Origin of the sequence: Acetobacter oryzoeni, assembly GCF_004014775.2 — a bacterium.
Taxonomy (GTDB): Bacteria; Pseudomonadota; Alphaproteobacteria; order Acetobacterales; family Acetobacteraceae; genus Acetobacter; species Acetobacter oryzoeni.
Window position 1 is genome coordinate 2,157,969 of the sequence record NZ_CP042808.1, and the last position, 23,917, is coordinate 2,181,885.

Annotated in this window: 31 protein-coding genes, 1 tRNA gene and 1 pseudogene; 18 read left to right on the plus strand and 15 right to left on the minus strand. The window is 52.8% G+C overall.

Annotated elements, in window-relative coordinates; all coding sequences use genetic code 11:
- The 4 genes from EOV40_RS09995 to EOV40_RS10010 are packed head-to-tail and all read right to left on the minus strand — an operon-like array spanning position 1 to position 2,295.
- A complete protein-coding gene (locus EOV40_RS09995) occupies positions 1-483 on the minus strand; it encodes a hypothetical protein (protein WP_128105845.1) in 483 nt (160 codons plus the stop codon).
- On the minus strand, positions 483-944 hold the full coding sequence (locus EOV40_RS10000) for a hypothetical protein (protein WP_128105846.1): 462 nt from the start codon (positions 942-944) through the stop codon (positions 483-485). Before EOV40_RS10000 ends, EOV40_RS09995 begins: the two co-directional genes overlap by 1 nt.
- The gene (locus tag EOV40_RS10005; protein ID WP_128105847.1) at positions 941-1,504 is read right to left on the minus strand and encodes a hypothetical protein; all 564 of its coding nucleotides are present in this window, start codon (positions 1,502-1,504) and stop codon (positions 941-943) included. Before EOV40_RS10005 ends, EOV40_RS10000 begins: the two co-directional genes overlap by 4 nt.
- The gene (locus EOV40_RS10010) at positions 1,501-2,295 is read right to left on the minus strand and encodes a P63C domain-containing protein (protein ID WP_244296895.1); all 795 of its coding nucleotides are present in this window, start codon (positions 2,293-2,295) and stop codon (positions 1,501-1,503) included. Before EOV40_RS10010 ends, EOV40_RS10005 begins: the two co-directional genes overlap by 4 nt.
- A 291-nt stretch (positions 2,296-2,586) precedes the next feature.
- Between EOV40_RS10010 and EOV40_RS10015 the strand changes: the two genes are divergently transcribed.
- The 16 genes and pseudogenes from EOV40_RS10015 to EOV40_RS15305 all read left to right on the plus strand — a co-directional run.
- A complete protein-coding gene (locus EOV40_RS10015) occupies positions 2,587-2,985 on the plus strand; it encodes a helix-turn-helix domain-containing protein (RefSeq protein WP_128105848.1) in 399 nt (132 codons plus the stop codon).
- Between the two features lie 120 nt (positions 2,986-3,105).
- Positions 3,106-3,375 carry a hypothetical protein gene (locus EOV40_RS10020; protein WP_128105849.1) on the plus strand — a complete coding sequence of 90 codons (270 nt, stop codon included), beginning with the start codon at positions 3,106-3,108 and terminating at the stop codon, positions 3,373-3,375.
- Complete coding sequence (locus EOV40_RS10025; RefSeq protein ID WP_128105850.1) at positions 3,375-3,815, plus strand: hypothetical protein; 441 nt, start codon at positions 3,375-3,377, stop codon at positions 3,813-3,815. Before EOV40_RS10020 ends, EOV40_RS10025 begins: the two co-directional genes overlap by 1 nt.
- Before the next feature lie 371 nt (positions 3,816-4,186).
- Complete coding sequence (locus EOV40_RS10030; RefSeq protein ID WP_128105851.1) at positions 4,187-5,071, plus strand: META domain-containing protein; 885 nt, start codon at positions 4,187-4,189, stop codon at positions 5,069-5,071.
- Entirely contained in the window at positions 5,071-5,361 is a 291-nt protein-coding gene (locus EOV40_RS10035) for a hypothetical protein (RefSeq protein WP_128105852.1), read from the plus strand. The genes EOV40_RS10030 and EOV40_RS10035 overlap by 1 nt, the downstream gene beginning before the upstream one ends.
- The gene (locus tag EOV40_RS10040; RefSeq protein ID WP_128105853.1) at positions 5,361-5,597 is read left to right on the plus strand and encodes a hypothetical protein; all 237 of its coding nucleotides are present in this window, start codon (positions 5,361-5,363) and stop codon (positions 5,595-5,597) included. The genes EOV40_RS10035 and EOV40_RS10040 overlap by 1 nt, the downstream gene beginning before the upstream one ends.
- Before the next feature lie 78 nt (positions 5,598-5,675).
- Positions 5,676-5,996, plus strand: a complete 321-nt coding sequence (locus tag EOV40_RS10045; protein ID WP_128105854.1) for a hypothetical protein — start codon at positions 5,676-5,678, stop codon at positions 5,994-5,996.
- A 190-nt stretch (positions 5,997-6,186) separates the two neighbouring features.
- Positions 6,187-6,645, plus strand: coding sequence for a hypothetical protein (locus tag EOV40_RS10050; RefSeq protein ID WP_128105855.1), 459 nt, complete (start codon positions 6,187-6,189; stop codon positions 6,643-6,645).
- Between the two features lies 1 nt (position 6,646).
- Positions 6,647-7,480 (plus strand): recombinase RecT, encoded by an 834-nt coding sequence (locus tag EOV40_RS10055; protein ID WP_167506869.1) that lies wholly within the window; start codon positions 6,647-6,649, stop codon positions 7,478-7,480.
- Positions 7,477-8,067, plus strand: coding sequence for a 3'-5' exonuclease (locus EOV40_RS10060; protein ID WP_128105857.1), 591 nt, complete (start codon positions 7,477-7,479; stop codon positions 8,065-8,067). The genes EOV40_RS10055 and EOV40_RS10060 overlap by 4 nt, the downstream gene beginning before the upstream one ends.
- Positions 8,064-8,405, plus strand: a complete 342-nt coding sequence (locus EOV40_RS10065; RefSeq protein WP_128105858.1) for a hypothetical protein — start codon at positions 8,064-8,066, stop codon at positions 8,403-8,405. Before EOV40_RS10060 ends, EOV40_RS10065 begins: the two co-directional genes overlap by 4 nt.
- Positions 8,402-8,722, plus strand: coding sequence for a hypothetical protein (locus EOV40_RS10070; protein ID WP_128105859.1), 321 nt, complete (start codon positions 8,402-8,404; stop codon positions 8,720-8,722). Before EOV40_RS10065 ends, EOV40_RS10070 begins: the two co-directional genes overlap by 4 nt.
- On the plus strand, positions 8,719-8,895 hold the full coding sequence (locus EOV40_RS15545; RefSeq protein ID WP_128105860.1) for a Lar family restriction alleviation protein: 177 nt from the start codon (positions 8,719-8,721) through the stop codon (positions 8,893-8,895). The genes EOV40_RS10070 and EOV40_RS15545 overlap by 4 nt, the downstream gene beginning before the upstream one ends.
- Before the next feature lie 181 nt (positions 8,896-9,076).
- Positions 9,077-9,565 (plus strand): hypothetical protein, encoded by a 489-nt coding sequence (locus EOV40_RS10080; protein WP_128105861.1) that lies wholly within the window; start codon positions 9,077-9,079, stop codon positions 9,563-9,565.
- Positions 9,566-9,892: 327 nt separating this feature from the next.
- Positions 9,893-10,474 (plus strand): hypothetical protein, encoded by a 582-nt coding sequence (locus tag EOV40_RS15300; RefSeq protein WP_244296897.1) that lies wholly within the window; start codon positions 9,893-9,895, stop codon positions 10,472-10,474.
- A gap of 13 nt (positions 10,475-10,487) precedes the next feature.
- Positions 10,488-10,709 (plus strand): annotated as a pseudogene (locus EOV40_RS15305) (tyrosine-type recombinase/integrase); the annotation flags it as partial.
- Between the two features lie 174 nt (positions 10,710-10,883).
- Here EOV40_RS15305 and EOV40_RS10090 read toward each other — a convergent pair.
- Positions 10,884-10,960, minus strand: a tRNA-Arg gene (locus EOV40_RS10090).
- 120 nt (positions 10,961-11,080) lie between these two features.
- Complete coding sequence (locus EOV40_RS10095) at positions 11,081-12,190, minus strand: alpha/beta fold hydrolase (protein ID WP_128105862.1); 1,110 nt, start codon at positions 12,188-12,190, stop codon at positions 11,081-11,083.
- Positions 12,191-12,250: 60 nt separating this feature from the next.
- On the opposite strand from EOV40_RS10095, the gene EOV40_RS10100 reads away from it, so the two are divergent.
- Positions 12,251-12,466 carry a zinc-finger domain-containing protein gene (locus EOV40_RS10100; protein ID WP_128105863.1) on the plus strand — a complete coding sequence of 72 codons (216 nt, stop codon included), beginning with the start codon at positions 12,251-12,253 and terminating at the stop codon, positions 12,464-12,466.
- 94 nt (positions 12,467-12,560) lie between these two features.
- The gene (locus tag EOV40_RS10105; RefSeq protein WP_128105864.1) at positions 12,561-14,753 is read left to right on the plus strand and encodes a protein-disulfide reductase DsbD family protein; all 2,193 of its coding nucleotides are present in this window, start codon (positions 12,561-12,563) and stop codon (positions 14,751-14,753) included.
- Here the strand turns inward: EOV40_RS10105 and EOV40_RS10110 are convergent.
- The 9 genes from EOV40_RS10110 to EOV40_RS10150 all read right to left on the minus strand — a co-directional run bounded on the left by EOV40_RS10110 (position 14,750) and on the right by EOV40_RS10150 (position 23,808).
- Positions 14,750-15,088 carry a DMT family transporter gene (locus EOV40_RS10110; RefSeq protein WP_128105865.1) on the minus strand — a complete coding sequence of 113 codons (339 nt, stop codon included), beginning with the start codon at positions 15,086-15,088 and terminating at the stop codon, positions 14,750-14,752. The two genes, EOV40_RS10105 and EOV40_RS10110, sit on opposite strands and share 4 nt — an antisense overlap.
- Before the next feature lie 19 nt (positions 15,089-15,107).
- Positions 15,108-16,376 carry a serine--tRNA ligase gene (serS, locus tag EOV40_RS10115; RefSeq protein WP_128105866.1) on the minus strand — a complete coding sequence of 423 codons (1,269 nt, stop codon included), beginning with the start codon at positions 16,374-16,376 and terminating at the stop codon, positions 15,108-15,110.
- A gap of 3 nt (positions 16,377-16,379) precedes the next feature.
- Positions 16,380-17,210 carry a twin-arginine translocase subunit TatC gene (tatC, locus tag EOV40_RS10120; protein WP_050818430.1) on the minus strand — a complete coding sequence of 277 codons (831 nt, stop codon included), beginning with the start codon at positions 17,208-17,210 and terminating at the stop codon, positions 16,380-16,382.
- Complete coding sequence (gene tatB, locus EOV40_RS10125) at positions 17,207-17,875, minus strand: Sec-independent protein translocase protein TatB (RefSeq protein ID WP_167506870.1); 669 nt, start codon at positions 17,873-17,875, stop codon at positions 17,207-17,209. Before tatB ends, tatC begins: the two co-directional genes overlap by 4 nt.
- 72 nt (positions 17,876-17,947) lie before the next feature.
- Complete coding sequence (scpB, locus tag EOV40_RS10130; RefSeq protein WP_128105868.1) at positions 17,948-18,814, minus strand: SMC-Scp complex subunit ScpB; 867 nt, start codon at positions 18,812-18,814, stop codon at positions 17,948-17,950.
- On the minus strand, positions 18,811-19,722 hold the full coding sequence (locus EOV40_RS10135; protein ID WP_128105869.1) for a segregation and condensation protein A: 912 nt from the start codon (positions 19,720-19,722) through the stop codon (positions 18,811-18,813). Before EOV40_RS10135 ends, scpB begins: the two co-directional genes overlap by 4 nt.
- 20 nt (positions 19,723-19,742) lie before the next feature.
- Positions 19,743-20,741, minus strand: coding sequence for an SPOR domain-containing protein (locus EOV40_RS10140; protein WP_128105870.1), 999 nt, complete (start codon positions 20,739-20,741; stop codon positions 19,743-19,745).
- Complete coding sequence (argS, locus tag EOV40_RS10145; RefSeq protein WP_128105871.1) at positions 20,741-22,540, minus strand: arginine--tRNA ligase; 1,800 nt, start codon at positions 22,538-22,540, stop codon at positions 20,741-20,743. The genes EOV40_RS10140 and argS overlap by 1 nt, the downstream gene beginning before the upstream one ends.
- A gap of 47 nt (positions 22,541-22,587) precedes the next feature.
- Complete coding sequence (locus tag EOV40_RS10150) at positions 22,588-23,808, minus strand: deoxyguanosinetriphosphate triphosphohydrolase (protein ID WP_128105872.1); 1,221 nt, start codon at positions 23,806-23,808, stop codon at positions 22,588-22,590.
- Between the last annotated feature and the right edge of the window lie 109 nt (positions 23,809-23,917).

The following is a 23,917-nucleotide window of genomic DNA, read 5'->3' on the forward strand; positions in this document are numbered from 1 at the left end:
TTACCAGCCCATACTGGAAGCATACGAATTGCAGCTATCACAAAGAAAGCGGCACTTATGCGGGGTGGTAAAAACCTTATGGCATCTGCTGCAGGAACGCGTGCGCTTATCTTTCCATGCGTCCTGCTCTTTTAATTTCCTGCATTCAGCAAGAAGTTCGCGAACTTCACGAACCGAGCAGCCCAGCATTCTGGCCGCGTACGATGGTCCCTTTGCATCAAGACGACACTTATCAGCAAACGCTCTCTTCTTGGCGCGTTTCCAGCGTTTGCGTTCTTCTACCGCCTCCTGCGCAGCTATTTCTGCTGATGTTATATTCACTTTAGGGATACTGCCTGCTTTACGCAGGTGGGTGATGCGGACGCTCACAGCCCTGTGCGTACGTCCAATTCCCTCGCCAATTTCACGTGCAGTGCGTCCAGAAAGAACACCCGCAGCTACGGCGCTATCGTCTTCTGGTGTCCATTCATTTCGCCTGCTCATCACGCACCCTCCCCGTCTGTACGGGTATGCTTCGAGTGCTGATTGACCAGCACCCGAAGCCCCACCACCATGGTAATCGCCACAACCACCATGGAGATTCGATATGACGAAATTCTTCCTGACTTCGTGGGCCGAAAGACCCATCCCAGAAAGCGAACGCCTTCATGCGCAAAGGCAGCTGCCTGAAGTGCAAATCGATATAGGATTTTGCCTACTTCGCTCTGGACCTGGTGATGATTTCCAAGAGGCATATCGGATGGATGGGAATATTTCCCTTCGGTCCGTAGAGGTTCCCGATATTGGTCCTTACGAACGAGAAAACTGGGTTCGGAATCTGCTCCGTAAAGCTGTGCAGACAGAGAACGAACCTCCTCGTCTGACATCCAGTCAGGAGCAGTAATAAACCCTGTGAGCGTAGGAATCAGCCTTTCTGGCCGTGGCGTGGCTATTCCTGCACTCATCGCGTTGCCTCCCCGTCCATACGGTGAGGCATACAAGGCTGCGTGCCCGGCAGGGTGTCTAATGCTACCGTTTCAGCGTGTGGGGGATCCGTAATATCCCCCATGCTTTCGCCATCTTTTGAAGAGGATGAAGCCGATGATTGTTGCGAAGAGGGCCGATGGGAAAGAATTTTTCTGCGCAGAAATTCTTTCTCTAAATCTTCCGGACGAGCCTGAGAAATCGCAGATTGCACAAGTAAAATTGCGCGTTCAAGCACTCGAAGGCGAGCCTGTTTGGTCAATGGATATAGAAGCGGAGATTCCACGAACGGGAGTGACAGAATTTTCTCGACGCGGGATCGACGGAATTTCTCAAGAAATTCTAACCCGATTGAAGGATGTTCTGTACCAATGGGAAATGCATCAGCATGTGAGTTACTAACCGCCGCTTTGGAAGATCCCGCTAAGTAACCCTCAAACACTGAGGCATCCTCGACTATCCCGGATGCCTCAGGATTAATACGGGAGCGAGAAAGCTCCATGGCATGAGCTAAGGCCGTTTTACGGATATCTTCAATCATCGCGCCACCTCCTGCGCTGGGGTGCGAGAAATAGCCAGCAGCGGAGTTTCCGCAAACATGAAGCCAATTTGCGTATCCACTGATGGGAAGGAGCGATTGAACATGTCATCGAAATGAGAAATCGAAACTGCGTTGGCGAGTAATGCACCAACTTTGTCGATATGTTGCCTTAAGCGAGGCATATGCTTCTCCCTAAGCACCTGATGATGCTTGTGAGCGCGTACATGTTCCTCATCTGCTGGGTTGGCGCTGCGTATGGCATCTAAGCCAAGCGCTCCAAACAGAAATTGATACACGTAGCGATTGATGAAATGAGAGCAGTTAGAGTGATTGCCAATGGCTGGACGCCGCAACCCAAGAACACGATGCAGTTCAATAAAGAACGTAGCGGGATATTCCCGCTGCCACTGGCGCACCTGATCGTTAATGAGTTGAAGACGGAAGAACTCAGGAAGCGGAAGATGTCGTTCTGTCTTGCGGCGCAGGGCCACAAAAGCCTTAGTCAGAAGAATAGCTATTTGACGCGCTTCTGGTGTATCTGCTCGGTAGGTCATGTGAACGGCTTGCCGCTCTGTCAACCAGTAGATTTTCTCGGGGCGACCACCAGAGGACTTTTGCGCCACACTGACGCAAAAGTCGAGTTCCTTTATATCATCAAGGTTTTTCCGAATTGCTTTTCGAAAGTTACGCACTTCGACGTAACCAAGATGCTTGGAAAGCTCCACATCACTGATGCGCAGTTCGCCATCGTCCTGCCGCTCAATCTTGAAGGGAATGATGTCGGCAGTCATTGGGCGGCATCCCTTACTGGGGTGCGCTTGAGAGATGCGACATATCTTTTGGCAGCTTCTATAGAAGCTAGCGTCACGTTCCCTGTGCGCAAACGAGACATAAATTTCGGATTTCCTGTAGCACCAAGGCTAAAGGCGCGATCAGAGAGAGACCTCTCTTTCTGGACGGTCTCGATCTCTTTCAGAAGTGAAGTGCGTATCGACATAGGACATATATGTCCTATTCCTCTTACGGAAGCAAGGACATTCTTGTCCCGTGAAAGCTAACCCGTTTCAGGGCATAATTGTCCCATGAAAAAACAGGCAGAAACACTAGCTCAAGCTATAGAAGAGGCGATTCAGTCGCGTGATCTGTCCGCGCGCGTAGCTAGTTTGAAGGCTGGCTTAAGTGAATCGGCCATTAAGCATATCTTAAGAGGAACCAGCGGCAGCCCTAAGGTGGACACCCTCGCTCGGATTGCTCATTCGAACAACATTCCTTTTTTCGTTTCTTTTGATGCTCATGGGTTTATCCCCGGAGACATGGAGAGAGATGGCTCTCATCTTGTTCCTTCTCCGAACACGTCTGCGCAAACTCTCGATAATGCCGAGGAGGCTGCTTGGCTCGGGCTCTGGCGCGACATGAACGAGAAACAAAGGCGGATGGCGCTTGCCCTGATACAGGCCGCCATCGATACCGATGCTGCTTAACTCCTCGCTAGTGATTCTGTGTGCCCGTACCATGTGGCGAGTATGACAGAACGAAACGTGAACGGCAAGACAGACAAGCAACGATATGAAGCTATATATTAAAAATATAGGAAGAAATACATGAATGATGATTTAAGTAAAATGAAAAGAGCATATGAATCAGCATCAAAAATAGAAGATGAAAATATCAGAGAAGTATTAGGGGAGATTGCGTTATCAATGTGCCAACTGGCAATAGTAGTTCGAGCACATAACTCAAGCATTTCAACAATTCTTTCAGAAATGGATGTAGATCATAGAGAATTATTTTCAATGACAAATGAAATGACTAACGATATTGAAACCGGGATGAAAGAACTGGCTGCAAAATTGTGGAAAGTTTCTGAATAATGGACGCTGCAATAGATCGCACTGAAGAAATAAAGCGCAAATTCTCGAAGGTGTCGGAAGCCATAGATAAGATATCTTCCTCTAGTCTTGACGGTGGTGGTGGGCCGCCCCATGATTCAGATATGGAACGTCGAGTAACCAGACTTGAAGATAAAATGGATGGCGTTCAGGTCACCTTGAATGCCATACAGATAACTCTTGCTGAAATGCGTGCCAGCATGGCTACGAAAGATGATATTTCATCTATCCGCGCTGATCTTTCTCCCATCAGGGCCGACATATCATCCATCAAAGCTTCACTAGAAGGAAAAGCTTCTGCTTCATCTGTGTCTGAACTTAAAGGAAGAATTGATTCGCTTCCTGGTATCGCAAAAATTTCCGCAGTTGTTGCCTTAATAGGGGCTGCCCTAAAATATCTTCCTGGGATATTTAGTCACTAATTAACTACTCCCCCTCAACCCCGGCCTAACTAGCAGGGATTTTTGCCCAATCCCTGCCCTTTTCTCGCCCAAGCGCGGGCAAAGTCACCTGCCAACCTCCTCTTATCCAATAAGAGGACAAGGTCAGATGAAACGCATTTCCTACTACGTGATCGACATTACCAGACAGGCTTTCTCACTCCTGTCTGTGTCTAGATGGTTCGGCGTGGAGCGCATGATGGCTTACGCTCCACGGCATTAATCTAAGCTCATTTTATCCCGCCCCAAATTCGGAGCGGGATATTTTTTATCTAAAATGGGACATTTTTGTCCTTGCGCCACGATTCATAATGAGACATATATGACCCATCACGAACGAAAGGTGATGGGCGATGGAACAGACACAGACGGTCGAGCAGAAGGCTCCCGCAAAGAAATACGAACTCACTGACGAAACAACAAAGTCATGGGATGGCCGCACGCTGCACCGCATCCGTGCATTGGTTGCGATCGCATCCATTGGCGTAGCTGCTGGTGATCTGGGCGGGTTTATTGAAGCAGAAACCAACCTAGAGCAGTCCGGCAATGCTTGGGTGTCCGGCAATGCTCGGGTGTTCGGCAATGCTCGGGTGTTCGGCAATGCTTGGGTGTCCGGCAATGCTCGGGTGTCCGGCAATGCTCGGGTGTTCGGCAATGCTTGGGTGTCCGGCAATGCTCGGGTGTTCGGCAATGCTTGGGTGTCCGGCAATGCTCGGGTGTCCGGCAATGCTTGGGTGTCCGGCAATGCTCGGGTGTCCGGCAATGCTTGGGTGTCCGGCAATGCTCGGGTGTTCGGCAATGCTTGGGTGTTCGGCAATGCTCGGGTGTCCGGCAATGCTCGGGTGTTCGGCGATGCTGAGGTGTCCGGCAATGCTCGGGTGTTCGGCGATGCTTGGGTGTTCGGCAATGCTCGGGTGTCCGGCAATGCTCGGGTGTCCGGCGATGCTGATGTGTCCGGCAATGCTCGGGTGTTCGGCGATGCTGAGGTGTCCTTAAGCATTCACGTTGGCTGGTTCTCACATGTTGGTTCTGAAAATGGCACCCTCACCTATTCCCGCGCCAAGGATGGCGGCATTCACACAAATCGCGGGTGTTTTGATGGAACTCTTGATGAATTCGAGAGCGCAGTAAAGAGGCGCCACGGCGATAATCAGATCGGTAAAGAATACGCGCTGCTCATTGAGTTTATCCGTTTACGCACTTCCTCTTGGCAGGCTGTCGAGCAGGAGGATGCATAATGAAGATGCAAAAGGCCGATTGGCGCGTTCTGGAAAAGGCCAGTAAGCGAGAAATTAGCATTATCGGAGCGTTTGGTGACGGGAAATCTGTCGATATAAAATTCGATGGCTTTGATCGCCGCGGCATCATTGAACGCAATATTGCGCGCGGATTCATCATGCCCGGTGAATACTTCAACAAATACAAAATAACTAAAGCTGGATCTGATGAATTGGATAGGCATTTCCGCGCCATCCAAGAACGAAAGAAATCACGCGAAGAAAAACGCAAAAAGAAAGGCGCTGCATAATGTCCGGCACAATCCATAAAGACGGCATCCCCGAACGCATCGGAAGCGGTGCGCGGGATGTATGTGACTGGTTGCAGTTTACGGCGCTGGGGCAGTTGCTCTGTCTGGCTGTGTTTTTCTACGGCTTGTTCGCGCTCATCGTTCTCACGGAACCGGGCCGCAAAATAGCTGAATACCTGATCGAGTTGGTCGTCATGATTGGCTGCAATCTGTTCGGCGCTCCCTACCCCTACTGATGCCGCAATGTTTCCCGCTGTCCGCAGCGGGTTGCATGGCCGCATTGGCCGAATGTTTCTCCATGCTAGGAGTAGAAAATGGCTTACACGAACAAGGCATACGCAAACGCCGTGCGTGATGGCATGTTTAATACGGATGATGTGCCGGCGCATGTAGCGCGTGAAATACGCGAATATGAAGCGGCAATAGATCAGCACAGCCAGATCGTCATGCGCATGCGGCGGGATGAGTTTTCAGACCGTGATTTTGCAGACACGATGATCGAATACTCAGAAGAAGCTATCGGCGATATGGTCTGCGCAGTGCGTGAACTACGCGAAAAGCGGAAGGAAAGCATTAAGTCTGCTGCCCTGTCGCATAATGACGACATGCGCAAAGTTGCGGAGTGTGCGGCATGAGCGTGTGGAATGAACACGAAGCAGTCGTGCACTCACTTCTCCTGCAACATGTCCCAGATGATAAACGCGACATGGCAATGAAAGCACTTTCCAACCTGACACGCGAATACGTGCGGCTGGAATTGCAAAACCGCGATGCCATGGAGGCCGTGCGGCACGTGCATCCGTTTCGTGCTCTGGAGGTTGCGTGATGGATGCCGTTCTCGCAACCCTCAATAGAGCGCACGCTGATTACATGCGCGAAGCCATGAAGGCGTGGAACGATCAGATCATCGCGTCTAGGGCGGAAGGGGCCAATACAGATGCATGCGCCCTTGAGGCTATTGGGGCGGCTGAGGATCTGGTGCGTAAGGCAAAGATGGCAGCAGAGCTTCTGCGGTCAGAACTCGCAAAGACGATGCAGCAGGACGGCGTAACAGGTTTCCAGTCTGATAACTGGAAGGCCAGCCTGCGTGAGCGGTTGCCGGAGCCAATGGTCACGGATGAAAAGGCACTTCAAGCCGCCCATCCCGAACTTTGGAAGCCGCAGCCGGATAAGTTCCAAACCACAGAAATGAAGAAACTGGCCCGGAAGCAGGATTTGCCCGGCGTCACAATGAGCAATGGCGGCGCTCCCGTTTTGGTTGTTAGCGCCCGGAAGGATGGTTGAAATGAGTAATGCACTGACAGCGACAGGCGGCTTTGCAATTGATGGGATGCAAGGAGCTATGAAGCTGGCTACGGCTATGGCGTCTGCAAAGATGGTGCCACAGCATTTGCAAGGGAGCCCGGGCGATTGCCTTATGGTTATTGAGCAAGCGATGCGCTGGCAGATGTCACCCTTTGCTGTAGCTCAGGCTACCGCCGTTGTGCGTGGAAAGATGTGTTTCGAAGGTAAGCTGGTCGCAGCGGCTATCCAGACGAGTGGAATACTTGAGGGGCGTCTGCGCTACGATTTTGAAGGAGACGGAGAAAATCGGAAGGTGATCTGCTCGGGGCATATCCGTGGAGAAAGCAAAGAGCGGACGGTTGAGGTCACTCTTGAGGGTGCCAAGACAAACAACGAATGGTGGACAAAAACCCCCGACCAGATGCTGGCATATCATGCAGCGCGGGTGTGGGCTCGGCGGCATGCTCCAGAGGTCATGCTGGGTGTTTATTCTCCTGATGAATTTGATGAGCCTCGCAACCAGCGGGAAGCAATAGATGTGACTCCTGATGCGCACGCAACCCCGACACCCCCCGTCCAGCGCGAACTGACGGAAGAAGAGCGCCACGAACGATACGTCGCACTATATACACGACGCGCCAACACATGCACAAATACGGAATGCTGTGATGGTCTATGGAAGGCGTGGGATGAGAAGATTGACCAGGCGCGCGAAATGGGGAAACCAATACCCCCTGGAACAGTTGACGCCGTTCGGAATATTATCTCGGAACGCATAGAGGCTTTCAAGGAAAAGGCCTACACAAACGCACCCGTTGATGGAGTGCCGGCATGATCCTCTTTTTTGATACGGAGACTACAGGCCTACCCGACCGGTACACTCCCCTCAATTCCGACCGGCAGCCGCATTGCGTGCAGCTTGCGGCCCTGCTGACAGAAGATGATGGAACGGAACGCGCAAGTCTGAACCTGATCGTTCACCCTGATGGGTGGACGATACCGGAAGCAGCGGCAAGGGTTCATGGCATCACAACGGAGATGGCTCAGCGTTGCGGTGTGCGTGAAGCAATCGCAGCCGCGGCCTTCTATGATCTGACCAAAAAGGCCGACCTTCTAGTCGCGCACAATATCAAATTCGATGTGCAGATCATCGACATTATGTTTGCGCGTGTGCCGCGTGGATGGCGTCTGCTGGGCGAGAAGTTCTGCACGATGGATGCAGCTGCCCCGCTGGTGAACCTGCCGCCAACAGAACGCATGATCGCTGCCGGCATCGACAAGCCCAAAGCACCGAAGCTGGAAGAATGCATCAAGCATTTCTTCAATGAAGAACTGATAGGCGCACATGATGCAATGGTAGATGTTCGAGCCTGCGCTCGTCTGTTCTTCCATCTGCGGGATGTAAAAGGAGCCGCAGCATGACCAAAAAACTAAAAATCCTCGGCCCCTACACGCCAGATCATGACGGGCCGTATGCGTGGATTACAGGACATCCGAAACTATGCGTTGTCCACTCTGTTGTGGATAATGTGGCATTTATTACAGTGCTGGGGGAAAGGAATACGTTTACCTGCAATACTTTTGCCTGCTCTGTTGATTATATCAGGAATGCCGAGGAAGTCCCCGAAGCGCGGGAGTTTTGGGTGCTTGGTGGGCTTATCTTTTTAAACAAAGGAGAGGCCACCCGCATACATGACAATGCTATGCCAAGATCAGAATTAATCCACGTCCGCGAAGTGCTGCCGGGAGAAGGCGAATGACTAAGCCCCTCTCCATAGTTGGCTACATCAACCCGCCGGTGGCAGACGCCCTACGCGACCCAACCAGCGGCATCAATGTTACGCAATTACGGGCAGAGCGTAATGGGCCTGTGTCAGCGCCGCTTGTTTTGAAGGCTGATGCGGATGCGGTGATTGCGCAGTTGCGCGATGCTCTTGAGGACGCAAAGAGATTTCATGAGGAGCAGGACAAAGCAATCTCCAAACAGCCACCGTCTGCACAGGGCCGGTGGCGCAGACATCAGCATCAAGAGCAGATCGAGAATATCGAAGAAGCCCTGAAAGGCCCGGAAGCATGAGTGAGGAACTGAAAAGCTGCCCGTTTTGTGGGAGTAGAGAGATTTCGACACCACACCCTAGTGACTTCAATACGTGGGTACACTGCTTAATCTGCATGGCCGAGGGACCAGTAAAAGATACCGCCCATGCAGCCATCGCCGCATGGAACACCCGCGCAGGAGAGAAGGCGTGAGAAGTTTTGCAAGGGCGCTGGCTCTTATTTCCCTAATGGCTGGTATGGTTGTTTTGATAATGAACGGACACAGCAAGGAAGCATTAGAAATCGGAAGCGGTGCATGCCTCTTTGTTATTTTTTGCGGTATGCCGATATGACCACCCAAAACTGGCCCGACCCAACGCGCCCCGGCGTGCCTATGTTTCCAGAGCGGGATGGTTGGCATTGGCTGTCAAACAAACCCAATGAGACCCCGTTCCCGGCTGAATGGACGCATGAAGACTATTCAGACGCTGAAACGGAATGGTTCTGGGATATGGGAGAAGAACCGGAAGAAGCTCATGAAATGGCTGGGCTTTACTATCATGGCCCGTGCCCATTTCCTGACAAGAAAAATATAGCACTATCCAACATCGAAACTCTGACTGATAGGGCGCGAAAAAATATCGTTGCCGCAAGTGGAGCTAGAAAAATGGCAAAGGCACTTTCTCCAATTCTTGATGATATTGATGCAGAAGTTGCAACCATACGTGACCAAAACTCCATCCTCACCCCTACGCAGATAAACGGAATGCTGGCGGCGGAACGGGAGCGGTGCATCTCGGCATGCGAAGATGAAGGCAAAGCCTTTGAAAGCCCTGAATATGCTGGCGGAAAATCCAATGCGTTGGGAGGGGTTGATGGGTGAGACGCTCGCACCTGTGCGGCGCAGGGTTATGGGGGCTAGTGAAGCTGCTGAATATTTGGGAATATCAGAAACTAATTTCAGAATGCTGGCAAGAAATGAAATACCAGCGGTTCAGATAAGCCAGAACAGAAAGGTCTGGCTTATTGATGATCTTGATTCCTACCTATCAGCCAAAGCTGGACGCTCTGTTTCTCCACATAATGGCAATGAATGGGATAGCCTGTGCCGCCGCTTAACCTCAAATTCGTAAAAATATACCGGGATAGGCACGGGAAGACACGTTATTACTTTCGCAAAAAGGGAATGAAGAGCGTCCGGCTTCCAGATATGCTGGATGCCTCATTCCTATCTTCCTATCATTCCGCCCTTTCAGGTGAGGAAAGAATAGAGCCCCGCTCCGAAGGAACTAAAAGTCATTCTCTGGATCATCTCATTGTGCTGTGGGTAAAGTCCAACCACTTCGGGAAACTGGAGGATAGCACCAAGGCTGTATACATGCGCCTACTAAACCGCATCCGTGAAAGCGAGGCGGCGCAAGGTGATGCCGTTACAATGCAGCAGAAGCATATACGAATTCTGGTTTCACACTTTGGAACAGCCCCTACAACGGCGCAACGTATCCTGCGGCTCTTGGGGCAGTTAATGCAATTCGCCATTTCTCTGGGGTGGAGAGAGGATGATCCAACGCTAGGAATAAAGATAAAGCGCCAGAAAAGCGAAGGTATCCATTCATGGACAGAGAAAGAGATAGCTCAGTTTGAGAGGAGATGGACGTCCGGCTCAATCCAGAGGCTGGCGCTCTATCTCATGTTATATACCGGCCAGAGACGTAGCGATGTAGTCACTATGGGGCCAGCAGATATTTCTCAGGGGGCCATTCACCTCAAGCAGAAAAAAAACAAAGACTGAACTGATACTCCCTTTGCATACAGCGCTTCTGCACGAGCTTAATCAGTGGAACGGCACGGGACAGACGTTTCTGGAAGCTGCCAAGGGGAGCCCTTATACGGCAAACGGTTTCTACAACGTATTCAAGTCATGGTGCCGGGAAGCTGAATTACCAGAAAACTGCTCACCTCACGGATTGCGAAAGGCTGCTGCAAGACGGCTAGCTGAGGCCGGATGCTCTGCGCATCAGATTGCCGCCATCACTGGGCATAAAAGATTGACTGATGTTGCCCATTATACACGTGCGGCTGAGCAGAGAAAAATGGCCGAAGACGCGATGTCAATGCTGGGGGAGAAGTGTCTAACCGAAACTGACGAAGTGTCTAACCTAGACGAAAAACGGCAGAAAACTGCGGGGAAAGGAAATTCTTGGTGGACCCGGCGCGATTCGAACGCGCGACCTTTGCCTTCGGAGGGCAACGCTCTATCCAGCTGAGCTACGGGTCCGTGCGCCTTCCCTAACGCAATTCAGGGGTATTTGCCAAGCCTCTATCTGCATTATCCTGATAACTTCCGCAGATAGACTTTTACGCCGCATTCCGACCCTATCATTCTGGGCTAATGGATTTAACGCGCCAAACCATCCAACCATGAGGCCGGAAACCACTTTCCCTCCGGTTTTGCCGGATTTTGTGCTTGCCACGTACTGGCGGATACATCTCCACCTGATGGTAAAAAACTATCTGGCTGCGTGATCCAAGATAGCATGTCCTGCATCACCTGCTTGCCGTTTTTATCGCGCAGCAACAAATGGTGGCCGCCGGAAATCAGATCCAGCCGCGTACCCTTGGGCAAAGTTTCCCATACCTTGGCCATTGCCTTGGAAGGCACCAGTTGGTCCTTATCTCCATACACACAAAGCAGTGGCCCTTTAATTTGTGGCGCGGCGGCAGCGGCCTGCTTCATCAAACCCACTAACCCGCGCAAGGCCTCTAGCTGCGTAGCCCTTAGAGTAAGCGGGTCAAAATACAGGCGCAAAAGGGCTGCCGGATTATCACTCGCCACCACATGCACGGGCAGCTCCCGCCCAGTTACCAAATGATGTGGAAAAAGCGTTGCCAGAACATCTAATGGAATATCTGCCCCTAGACCCAGATTCCACACAGCAGGTGCCAGCAGCAATGTGCCAGCAACAGATGGAGCATCTGACTTAGACATGAGAAGCATGAGAATAGCGCCCCCCATACTTTCACCCGTAAGATAGAGCGGTATCTGGGGGTTTTCTTTCTGAAGGATGGCTATTTCTTCCCGCACATCCTGCACCATACGGTCTGAACCGGCCCATTCTCCACGGTTTGGGGCTTCGCCAAAACCCCGTTGATCTGGTGCGACTACAGTTATGCCCTGTCCGGCAAAAAATGGCGCAGGTTGCTCCCAAGCATCACGGCTATCATTAAACCCGTGCAGCGCCAGCAATATACCCCGTGGTTGTTCCTGCGCCTTCCATACACGAGCGGGAATGGCTACACCGTCAGACAATGTGAACATGCGATCGGGTGGAACAAGCCGCGCAGCTGCCGCAAAACGTGGTAGAGGCTTAGGGGGATCAGGAAGTTTCATACTGCATCCTGCCAAACTCAAAAACACAACCAGTAACGCGCAAGCGTATCGTCCATATCTGCTCACGCGCATGGGAAGATAAGAAAGGTGCAAAACCATAGCCCACACAGCTATCATGCACACAGCCAGCACATGTTGTTCATTTGGGCATCATAGCAAAAAGGGAATACCACACCTATGTTGATACAGCCTGCCAACCCTGTGCCACACCCCAAACTGGGGCATGTTGAAACCATTATGGTGGATAAACGCACAATTGCCTGCGATGGCGGCTTGGGCGCGCTTGGACACCCGCGCGTATGGCTGAAAATTAGCGGTCATCAAACCGTATGCCCCTATTGTTCACGCCTGTTTGTGCTGCAACCAGATACCGAGGCGCTAGCAGAACACTAACCGCTTTTTCTGCATCCTTCGCTTTCACCAACAACAGGTTACAATTACAGGCAAGTTTGGCCTATGCTGCGCGTTCCTTATTGCAGAATGCACCATGAGTTTGCCTGTTATGCCTCTTTCGCGTTTTATTGCCCTTAGTCTGCCTTCTGCTTCTGCCTCAAGGCAGGCAAAAGGCAACAGGCGCGGCCTTGCAGGCTGGCTGGCTCTTTCTGTTGCCATTTTGACGGCGCCTTTTGTTTTCTCACATCCTTCAGTCGCGGCAGAAAGCCCGCAGGTTAAAACCGGCCATAGCATTGCAAGCCTGATAACTGCGTCTGACACAGTTGATGCGCATAGTCGCTTACACATTGCCTTGCGGCTTCAGCTTCAGAACGGCTGGCACACATACTGGCAAAATCCGGGAGACGCAGGAGATCCTCCTGCTATTACCATAAAAGCGGATGGCGCATTGCAAGGCAGCACGCAAACCATTCAGTGGCCAGTACCTCAGCGTATTCCTGATTCTTCACTCATGTCTTATGCCTATACTGGCGATGTAATTCTGCCTTTGGAGCTTCCTCTTCAATCTGCAGACCAGAAATCAGACAAGGTGAACATCACAGCACACGCAAATTGGCTGGTGTGTGAGCATGTCTGCGTGCCCGAAGAAGCTGATCTTGCGCTCACATTGAGTAAAGGCACTCCAGCGCCTTCTGCTCAAGCCCCTTTGTTTGAGCAAACATTACAGCACATGGCTGTGTCCTCACCCTATACGGCAACCTTTTCCTCCAACGGCATTTTACAGCTAACAGGTAAAGATCTTAGCCCCACATCCGTATCCGATGCATGGTTCATGCCAGAGCAACAAGGCAAAATTGCCGAAGCTGCCGCGCAAAAACCTATCATCCGCAACGGTTCTGTGACGTTGCATCTTAAGCCGACTGCAGATTTTTCTGCCCTGCCATCTTTATCTGGAATTGTAGTTTTAAAGGATAAAGCTGATACCGAACGCGCTCTGCAAGTTAAGGCCAACCCCGGTACAGTTACCGATACATCAGAAAATACGCGCACTGCTTCTGCCGGATTTATGCGGCAAATACTGTTTGCTTTTATAGGTGGGCTGATCCTGAACCTGATGCCCTGCGTGTTCCCCATTCTGGCCATGAAAGCATTGGCAGTCACCCGGCTAGGACATGCTGCAAGACAAGAACAAATTCTGAGTGCAGCCTGTTATGCTGGTGGGGTTATCGGCAGCTTTACTTTATTAGGCGCCACCATGATGGCGGCACGGTTAACTGGCTCTGCAGCAGGTTGGGGCTTTCAGTTTCAATCTCCCCTTTTTGTTGGGATGATTTGTTGGCTGCTTTTTTCCATGGCCCTAAACCTTTTGGGCGTGTTTTCTTTTTCTGCTGTATCCATCAACAGCGCACCTCATACACACCACAGCGTATGGAATGATATTCTAACAGGTGTGCTGGCTGTTGTTGTGGCCTCACCCTGCACAGCTCCTTTTATGGGCGTGGCCATTGCCGGGGCTCTGTCTGGCCCTCCCATTGCAGGGCTTACCGTATTTGCAGCACTCGGGTTTGGGTTGGCCCTTCCCTATCTGTTAATTGCAATCTTTCCTTCCTGCGCCAGAATGCTGCCGCGCCCCGGCGCATGGATGATCTATTTACGCCAGTTTCTAGCATTTCCCCTCCTTGCATCCTGCGTATGGTTGCTATGGGTTGCTACATTGGAAGGTGGCGCTTCTATAGTTGCCTTGCTTGGGTCAGGCATGGTGCTGTTAGGGGTAGCCGCATGGGTGTATGGTCTGGCCCAGACACATCAGAACACGTTATCTGACCGCAAACGCTTTGCCTTGCACGGTTTGGCATTATTGGCATTACTTGGTGCATTATCTCTGCTGCCCGTATTACGGCAACAAGCAGCCGCTCCATCTTCTACCCAAGGCATGACCTTGCCCGAAGGCGTAGAAGCTTTTTCCACCACGCGGCTCCAAACCTTACATGACAGCGGCAAAGGCGTGTTTGTGGATATGACAGCTGCGTGGTGCATTACCTGTTTGGTCAACGAACGTGTAGCGTTGGATGTGCCGGAGGTGCGCGAGGCCTTCAAAACCCAGAATGTCACCCTGCTACGCGGAGACTGGACAACGCACGATGCCGCCATTACCGCCTTCCTACGCCAACATGGGCGCGATGGTGTGCCTTTTTACCTGTTTATTCCGGCTAACGGAGCACCCATAACGCTACCGCAGGTGCTCACACCAGGGTTGGTTATTAAAACTATCAGTTCCACACGTTAATGTTGCATGGAACCTGAAAACAGATTGATAACCAACACCCCAATCATAATCAGACCAATACCAATAAGGGCTGGTATATCCAGCATTTGCTTGAAGAACAGCGCACCAATAGCTGAAACAAGCACAATGCCTACCCCGCTCCATATGGCATAAACAATGCCTGTTGGAATGGTTTTGAGCGGGATGGATAGAAAATAGAAGGCACATCCATACGCCGCCAGACTGGCAACAGCGTATCCCCAACGCGCAAACCCGTGTGAGGCTGTCAGCAAGGATGTGCCGATAACTTCAGATACAATGGCAACTGCCAAGTATAAGGAAGGTTTGGAAACCATTGTATCTAAGCTCTACTTTTTAGCTAATTTTTTCAATACCCCCCATATATGGGCGCAGAACATCCGGCACGGTTACAGAGCCATCTTCGTTCTGATAATTTTCCATAACCGCAATAAGGGTACGGCCCACAGCAAGGCCAGAGCCGTTCAGCGTATGCACAAAAGCAGGAGCCGCACCGGCCTGCGGACGATAACGGGCGTTCATACGGCGAGCCTGAAAATCCCGCGTATTGGAGCACGAAGAAATTTCCCGCCAAGCATCCTGCCCCGGCAGCCATGCTTCCAGATCAAAGGTTTTAGCTGCGCCAAACCCGGTATCACCCGCGCACAGCAGAACGCGGCGATACGGAATGTTCAACTTTTCCAGCACCTTTTCTGCACAGCGCGTCATGCGCTCATGCTCGGCATCACTTTCTTCTGGCGTGGTTACGGAAACCATTTCCACTTTTTCAAACTGATGCTGGCGGAGCATCCCACGCACATCTCGCCCAGCAGCCCCTGCTTCGCTTCGGAAACACTGGCTTAGTGCTGTCATACGCAGCGGCAGTGCTGAAGCCTCCAGAATATCGCCAGATACAGAAGCTGTAAGCGGCACCTCTGCTGTGGGAATAAGCCAGCGGCCATCTTCCGTACGGAAGGATTGATCTGCAAATTTTGGCAGCTTGTCTGTTCCGTACATGGCATCATCATTCACCATGACGGGCACTTGCGTTTCCGTATATCCGTGCTCGGTAACGTGCAGATCCAGCATAAACTGGCCCAGAGCACGCGCCAGACGCGCAATACCGCCACGCAGCACCACAAAACGCGAACCAGAAAGCTTGGCTGCTGTTGCAAAATCCATCTGCTTTAGCGTTTCACCCAGCTCAAAATGCTGCTTGGGTGTAAACGTAAAGGCAGGCTTTGTGCCCCATTCATGCTGCACTACGTTGGCGCTTTCATCCGGGCCTTCTGGCACGGTGGCATCCAAACGGTTGGGCAGGTTAGCCAAAAGTGCCGTGCTTTCACGCCCCAGTGCGTTTACCTGTTCTTCCAGCGCTTCCATTTCTGCGCGCAGGGCCAAGCCTTCAGCTTCCAGATCACTGCTATCGCCACCATTACGCTTCAGAGTTCCAATTTCACGTGCCAGCGCTTTGCGGCGTCCTTGCTTTTCCTGCAACACGGTCTGGGCCTGGCGGCGTTCTTCATCCCATGCCAGCAATTTGGCCGAAACAGGCTCAATCCCACGGCGGGCAAGATCGGCATCAAAAGCAGCGGGATCAGCCCGCAGGGCGCGAATATCATGCATGGGTCAGGGAACCTCCTGCTGGGTGTTGGATGTATCTTCCGCTTGGCTGGCCTTCCATTTAGGTTCGACCAAGCGCGCACAGATAATGGAAATTTCGTAAAGTAAGACCAACGGCACGGCCAGACCAATCTGAGTGATAACATCTGGCGGCATCAGAATAGCGGCAATAACAAAAGCGCCCACAATGGCATAACGGCGGAAACGCCGGAGCATATCTGCCGTAACAATGCCCACCCGTGCCAGAAGCGTAAGCACTACCGGCAGTTCAAACGCCACGCCAAAAGCCATGATAAGTTTCATGACCAGTGAAAGATATTCGGAAACCTTGGCTTGCAGCTCAATCTGCACACCATCATGCCCCGCACCGGCTGTTTGGAACGACAGGAAGAAACGCCAAGCAATGGGGAAAATAAAGTAATAGGCCAGCGATGCCCCAACCAGAAACAAAATGGGCGTTGCAATTAGAAATGGAGCAAAAGCGCGCTTTTCCGACCGGTAAAGCCCAGGGGCTATAAAAATCCACGCCTGCATGGCCACAACGGGAAAAGACAGAAAAGCCGCGCCAAAAAACGCCACACGAATATAGGTAAAAAATGCCTCATACAGCGCGGTGTAAATGAGATGCGGCTGCTCTCCCTGCTGGCGCATAATTTCACCCAACGGACGCGCCAGAAACAGATATATATCACCTGCGTAATGATAACACAGTGCAAAACACAGAATAAAGGCAGCGCCCGCCCATAACAAACGGCGACGCAATTCCAGCAAATGATCAATCAACGGCATTGGTTGATCGTGAATAGGATCTTCCCCCACGGTTTCGTTTTCGTTCATGGTTGATGATCCATCACCTGCTGTTCTGGCTCAGCCCCTTTTGGCTGCTCTGTCTGCAAATCCACATCCTGCTGCCATGCTGGCCTGCTTGGGCCAGCCACACGCACCAATCTTTCACCCGGTGCCACACTACGCCCACCGTGCATGACGCGCACTGGCGGCAAAAATGCTGGAGGGTGCAAGCGGTCCTGCTCCTTCAAAATGCGGCGGACAATATTGGGCGGCAGTTCTGGCGGAGCGCTGGCAATATCCTCATCCGTTACGGCTGGCTCATACGTGCTGGGCACGTAAGCAGAAACATTGGTTGTGCTTTGTGTGCTGGAAGCAGGCATATCCAATGCACGGGGACCGGCGGGAATATGCTGTTCAGCAATTTGTGGCGGCGGTGCGAAAGAACTGCTTAGCGTGCCATCGGAATCAATAGCCTTCATGATCCGGTTGCGTACGTTGAGGTTTTTGAGATCCCGAACCTGATCACGCACTTCCGTCAGATCGGCTTCACGCACCATTTCATCAACGTGGGACTGAAACTCCCCCGCCAGTTTGCGTGCCTTTTTTATAGCTCCTGCCAGCCCACGAATAGCCACGGGCAAATCCTTCGGGCCGATCACGACCAGAGCCACGGCGCCAATCAGCGCGATTTCAGACCAGGCAAAATCAAACATGGGCAGTTCCGTTGCTGCACGCACCGCACGGGAAAAACAAAAACGCCCGCACAACCAGATGGAGAGTATCTATCATGAGCCTTCTGGCGCGGAAACATGCGGTTTTATGCTTTCTTCCGCAACTTCTGGCGTTATCTCTGCCTGTTCATCTGTATTTTCGGCAGCCGTGGCTGAGCCAGTATCAGTCTGTAACGCATTCTCTGACTGTGCATCCGTGCCTGATATATCGGGCGCGTGTTCTGCCTGATCAGCCGCCTCTTCTGCGCCATTTGCAAAAGTGATTTCTGTTTGTGGGCGCCCCATTGCCCCTGCGTTTTCTGGCACTTCTACCAGCAGTTCTTCTCTGCGCGGCAAATCCGCCAAAGAGCGTAAGCTGAAATGGCGTAGAAAATCCTGCGTTGTACCCCACAACACAGGCCGCCCTGGTACTTCCTTGCGCCCTTTGGGCATAATAAGTGCTGATTCTATCAGCGTATCCAGCACATTCTGGCCAAGGCTTACGCCGCGTATTTCTTCTATCTGCACACGTGTGCAGGGCTGGTGATAAGCAATAATTGCCAGTGTTTCCATAACCGCACGTGAAAAACGGCGAGGCCGCTCCAACACGCGCGTAAGAGCTGGCGCCAAGCCTGGCGCTGTCCGAAACTGCCACCCTCCGGCTATTTCAACAGGCATCACACCCCGGCCTTCATAACGCTGCACAAGGGCTTGCAAAACAGATGTTACAAAGGCGGCCAGATTATCCACTCCATCTGGCACAAGCTGGCGCAATTCCAGCAACTCCGCCAACCGGCGCGCACTTACAGGTTCGGTAGACGCAAAAATAAGTGCTTCCGCCAAGCGTAAAGCTTCTTCTGAAACCATAGTATTTTCAGGCTGAACTACCTTCATGGCCTCTGCACTTTCAGAAGCAGCATTATCCGTTATGTCCGTGGTCATGAATTTTGCGTTTCTTCTGTGGCAAGTGCGTTTTCAGCACTATCTGGCTCATGCGTTTCTTCATGCGGGCGTAGCATGATCTGCCCAAACACCTCTTCCTGCCGCAATTCTAGCCTTCCACTTTTTGCCAGTTCCAGCCCTGCAATCAGTGTGCCTGCCACGGCGGCACGCCGTTGGCGCACCGCATCTGCCCCTTCGGCCTGTTCTGGCAGAACATCAGGCAAAAACGCATCCAGGCTACTCCAGCCCGGTGGTGTTTCCCCTAACAAGCGTGTCAGCCTGCTTAAGGCATCTTGCACTGTCCAGAACCGTAACGTGCGTGGCGCATAAATACGCTTACGAGCATTACGCCGCATAGCCGCCATATAGGCCCGCATGAGCTGCGGCATATCTAGCGCCAGACCAGACCGATCTATTTCCACCAGATCTTCGGCCACGCCACGGGCAAACACATCCCGCCCCAATCTGGGCCTATCATCCAGCCAACGTGCCAGTTCACCCATGCAGGCAAGCTCTATCAGCCGTTCCTGCAAGAGTTCTGCGGCTTCTTCGCCTTCTACGGCAAGTTCATCATCTGGGGGAAGGAGCAGGCGCGACTTAAGCCACGCCAGCCATGCCGCCATAACCAGCCAGTCTGCGGCCAGTTCTAACCGAACCCGACGGGCATTTTCTACAACGGCAAGATATTGTTCTACCAGTTGCAGAATGGAAATACGCGCCAGATCGACCTTTTGCGCCCGTGCCAGATCAAGCAGAAGATCCATAGGACCTTCAAACCCATCCAGACGCAACAGCGGCACACGCGGCACCTGCTCTGCCTGCACATTCGCATGAGCAGACAGCGCGCCAGAAGCCTCTACTGTGCTTGGCGCACCTTCAATATCTGCCTGCGTGTGTCCTGCTTCCATTCTGCCAGACCAGTTGCAGCTTACTGCCGCACAACCATGCATGCCATGCCGCGTTCTCGCACCGCAGAGCAGAATTCACGCGCTGTTGCAACAGAAGCAAAGCCTTTTACGCGCAAGCGATAGAACGTGGCGTTATTCTGCTCCGTCCGCACAAAGGAAGGCGTGCTATCTCCGAACAAGGTGGGGTAACGAGACTTCAGGCGCGACCACTCCTTACGCGCTTCATCTTCGCTCTGCACCGCAGCCAACTGCACCTGATACTTCCCGCCCTCTACGCCACCATGTGGCACAGTGGATGCTTTTGTATCTGCCGGTGCCGCTTTAGCCGCAGCAGTATCCTTGGCAGGAACTGGTGTTGCTGGCTTTGGTTTCGGGCTGCTTTCGGCTGACTGTGCAGCCGCAGCGGCGTCCCCTTCCTCTCCGCCGGATGAAGCTTCGGTTTCTTCCTGCGCAGAAGTACTTTGTGCATCTGCCGGAGATGGTGCGGCAGCGGGTGCTTGTTGGTCTGCTGCCTGCCCTGTGCCTGCTCCTTCAGCGCCAGTTGCCAGAGCAGGTGCCCCCTCCGGTTTACCAGCATCCCCTTCACCCTGTGCACCATATTGGGCTGCCAGAGCTTCTGGGTTAGGTTTTTCCGGGGCAGGAACAGGATGCGCCTTTGCATCACCTTCTTCATCCGGCATGGCAACAGAATCAAGCTGCATCCCACCCGGATCAACCGGCTTTGTACGCATGGAAACCGGTGGCGGACCCATAATGGGAATACCATGCTGATGGTGCCCCACCAATGCCCAACCACCAATACCCAACACCAGCAAACCGCCCAGACCAGCAGCCCCATAAACCAGACGCCGCGTGCCCGTATCGCTGCTTAAAAAACGGGTCAGCACGTTTTCTGTGGGGCGGCCACCTACGGCTGCTGGCCGTGTAGGTGCTGGATCTTCATAATCCATGCTCATGCGCTCACGCGCACGGCTGATCCTGTCATCCGCTGAAAATTTGGGTCGGTCTTCATCACTCATCAGCGCATTTCCTCCACAGGTTCCACACCCATGACTGCAAGACCAGAGCGGATAACCACCGCCGTAGCTGCAACAAGGGCAAGACGCGCACGGGTAGCCTCTACGGCATCAGGCTGAAGGAAGCGCAAAGAGGCATCATCCCGGCCACGATTCCAAAGGGCATGAAAGTCACCCGCCACATCAGCAAGATAGAAGGCCACACGATGAGGTTCCCGCGCAAGCGCTGCAGCTTCCACCATACGCGGCCATTCTGCCAGACGGCGGATAAGCGCCATTTCTGCATCAGATGTCAGAGATTCGAGCGATGCTGAGGCCAGAGCGGCATCATCAGCATCACCATACACGGCAGCTTCGGCTGCGGCCCGCAACACGGAGCGACAGCGAGCATGGGCATACTGCACATAAAACACCGGGTTATCACGCTGCTGCGCGACAACCAGATCAAGATCGAACTCCATCTGAGCATCGCTCTTGCGGGTTAGCATGGTAAAGCGCACCGCATCACGCCCAACTTCATCAATCAGATCACGCAGCGTGACAAACGTGCCAGCACGTTTGGACATTTTAACGGGCTGCCCATCACGCAGAATGTGCACAATCTGGCACAGCACTACTTCAAGCGGCACCGTATCGCCCGTAATCGCCTTAACAGCCGCCTTCATGCGTTTGACGTAACCACCGTGATCGGCGCCCCAGACGTCAATCATCATCTGCGCGCCACGGGCTACCTTGTCTGCATGGTACCCAATATCGTTGGCAAAATAGGTATTGGTGCCATCAGACTTGCGCAGCGGACGATCAACATCATCTCCGAACTGAGTGGAACGGAACAGAAGCTGCTCACGCTCTTCCCAATCTTCCGGCAGCTTGCCTTTGGGAGGCTCCAGCACGCCTTCATACAACAGTCCCTGCTGTTCCAGCTTGCTGATAGCCGCATCTGTTACGCCACGGCGCAGCACTTCGGCTTCTGATGTAAACACATCATGATGCACTCCAAGGGCTGCCAAATCTTCCTTGATAGCTGCAAGCATATGCGCCACGGCAAAACCACGCACTGTTTCCAGCCACGTGGCTTCTGGCGCTGGCAGAGGTGCCCCATCGGCATCGGTTTCTGTCAGCTTGTTGCCGTATTCCGCAGCCAGTTCCATACCTACGGGAATAAGATATTTCCCCTGATATTGCAGACCACCCGGAGCCAGCGCAGAAAAATCATCCTGCGTCATTTTGGTGCCTAGAGCTTGCAGGTAACGCCAGTAGGCTGCCCATGCCAGCGCCTTTACCTGTGCGCCGGCATCATTAATGTAAAATTCCTTGGTAACGGCAAAGCCTGCCTTGGCCATAAGGTTGGCAAGGGCATCCCCCACCACAGCGCCACGGCAATGCCCAACATGCATTGGCCCAGTTGGGTTGGCGGAAACATATTCCACATTCACCCGTAAGCCCTTGCCTGCCTGAGATGCCCCATAGGCTTCACCCGCATTCAACACTGCGGGCAGAATGCCACGCATAACATCGGGCTTGAGCGTAATGTTTACAAACCCCGGCCCTGCCGCGGCTACTGAGGCAACACCTTCTACCTTTTGCAGGGCGGTTACCAGATCAGCCGCAATATCTGCCGGTTTGCGCCGTGCCACCTTGGCCAGCAGCAGAGCGGCATTGGTTGCCATATCTCCGTGCGAGGGGTCTCGCGTTGGGGTCAGTTCCACGCGGGCCAGCGTTTCTTCCGGCACATTGGGCAGCAGTTCCTGCACAATGGCCAGAACATGTTGACGGTAACGCTGAAACACACAGTCAGACATAAAACACTTAACCCCGTAATAGTAAGAAAGCGCTGGAAGCGCGTTTATCAGCCTGCAACAGACAGGTCAGTCAACCGTCTATGTTCTTCCATGGCGTAGCGATCTGTCATGGAAGCCACATAATCCGCCACCACACGCCGTAACCCTGTGGCATCTTTTCCCTCTGCCTCACGCTGCCATTCAGCCGGCAACAGAGATGGCGACTCCGTAAGCGTATCAAAAAGCTCGGCCGTAACGTGCCGTGCCTTATGCGTCATACGGTTTACACGCCAATGGCGATACAGATGCGCAAACAGAAACTTGCGGATACCTTTATTGGCTTGGGCCATGGGTTCATGAAACGCCACAACCGGACCGGAAGCAGCCCGTATATCCTCCACATGCCGGGGCGCCAGATCCTGCAGACGCTCGCGCGTGCAGATAAGCACATCCGTCACCAGCTTATGAATAACGCGGCGCACCATTTCATGCCGGATACGCTGTAAGGTCCGCTTATCCTGAGAAGGCAGATCAGCCGCAGCCTTCCGCACTTCAAACAGTTCTTCCCCTACCACTGGTACATCCACCAGATCATCCAGCGAGAGCAGGCCTGACTTCACGCCATCATCCAGATCATGCCCGTGATAGGCAATATCATCTGCCAAGGCTGCCACCTGTGCCTCGGCTGAAGCGTATGTGGAAAGTTCCAGCGGGAACAGCGTGTCCAATTCCAACAACCGTGCAGATGGACGTTTGACCGGACCGTTATGCTTGGCCAGCCCTTCCAACGTTTCCCATGTCAGGTTCAACCCATCAAACGCCAGATAGCGGCGTTCCTTCAGCATCACCTGACGGAGAGCCTGCGTGTTGTGGTCAAACCCGCCCCATTCCTGCATGTGGGCTGCCAGTGCATCTTCCCCCGCATGCCCAAAGGGTGTGTGCCCCAGATCATGCGCCAGAGCGACGGCTTCTGTCAGATCTTCATCCAGCTTTAGAAACCGGGCCATGGAACGGGCCACCTGAGCCACTTCCAAGGAATGTGTCAGGCGTGTGCGAAAGAAATCTCCCTCATGGTTCACAAACACCTGCGTCTTATATTGCAGGCGACGAAAGCCTGAAGAATGGATGACTCTATCCCGATCACGCTGCCATGGTGAACGTGTCAGAGATTCCGGCTCATCATAAAGGCGACGCGCCCGGCCTTCTCCCGGTTGAACGGCATAGGGCATCAGATCCCTGCATTCTGTCGTGTCTGGCACTCCTGCGGTTTCCTTTGCAGCACGGTCCACCAGCGTGTTGCCGGTATCTAATCCGAGTGAAACTTATAGGAGTTTAGAATATTCCGCCAAAGTTGACTATTCTTGCTATCTTGCCCCTTCAAACCAGAAGGCACGCAAG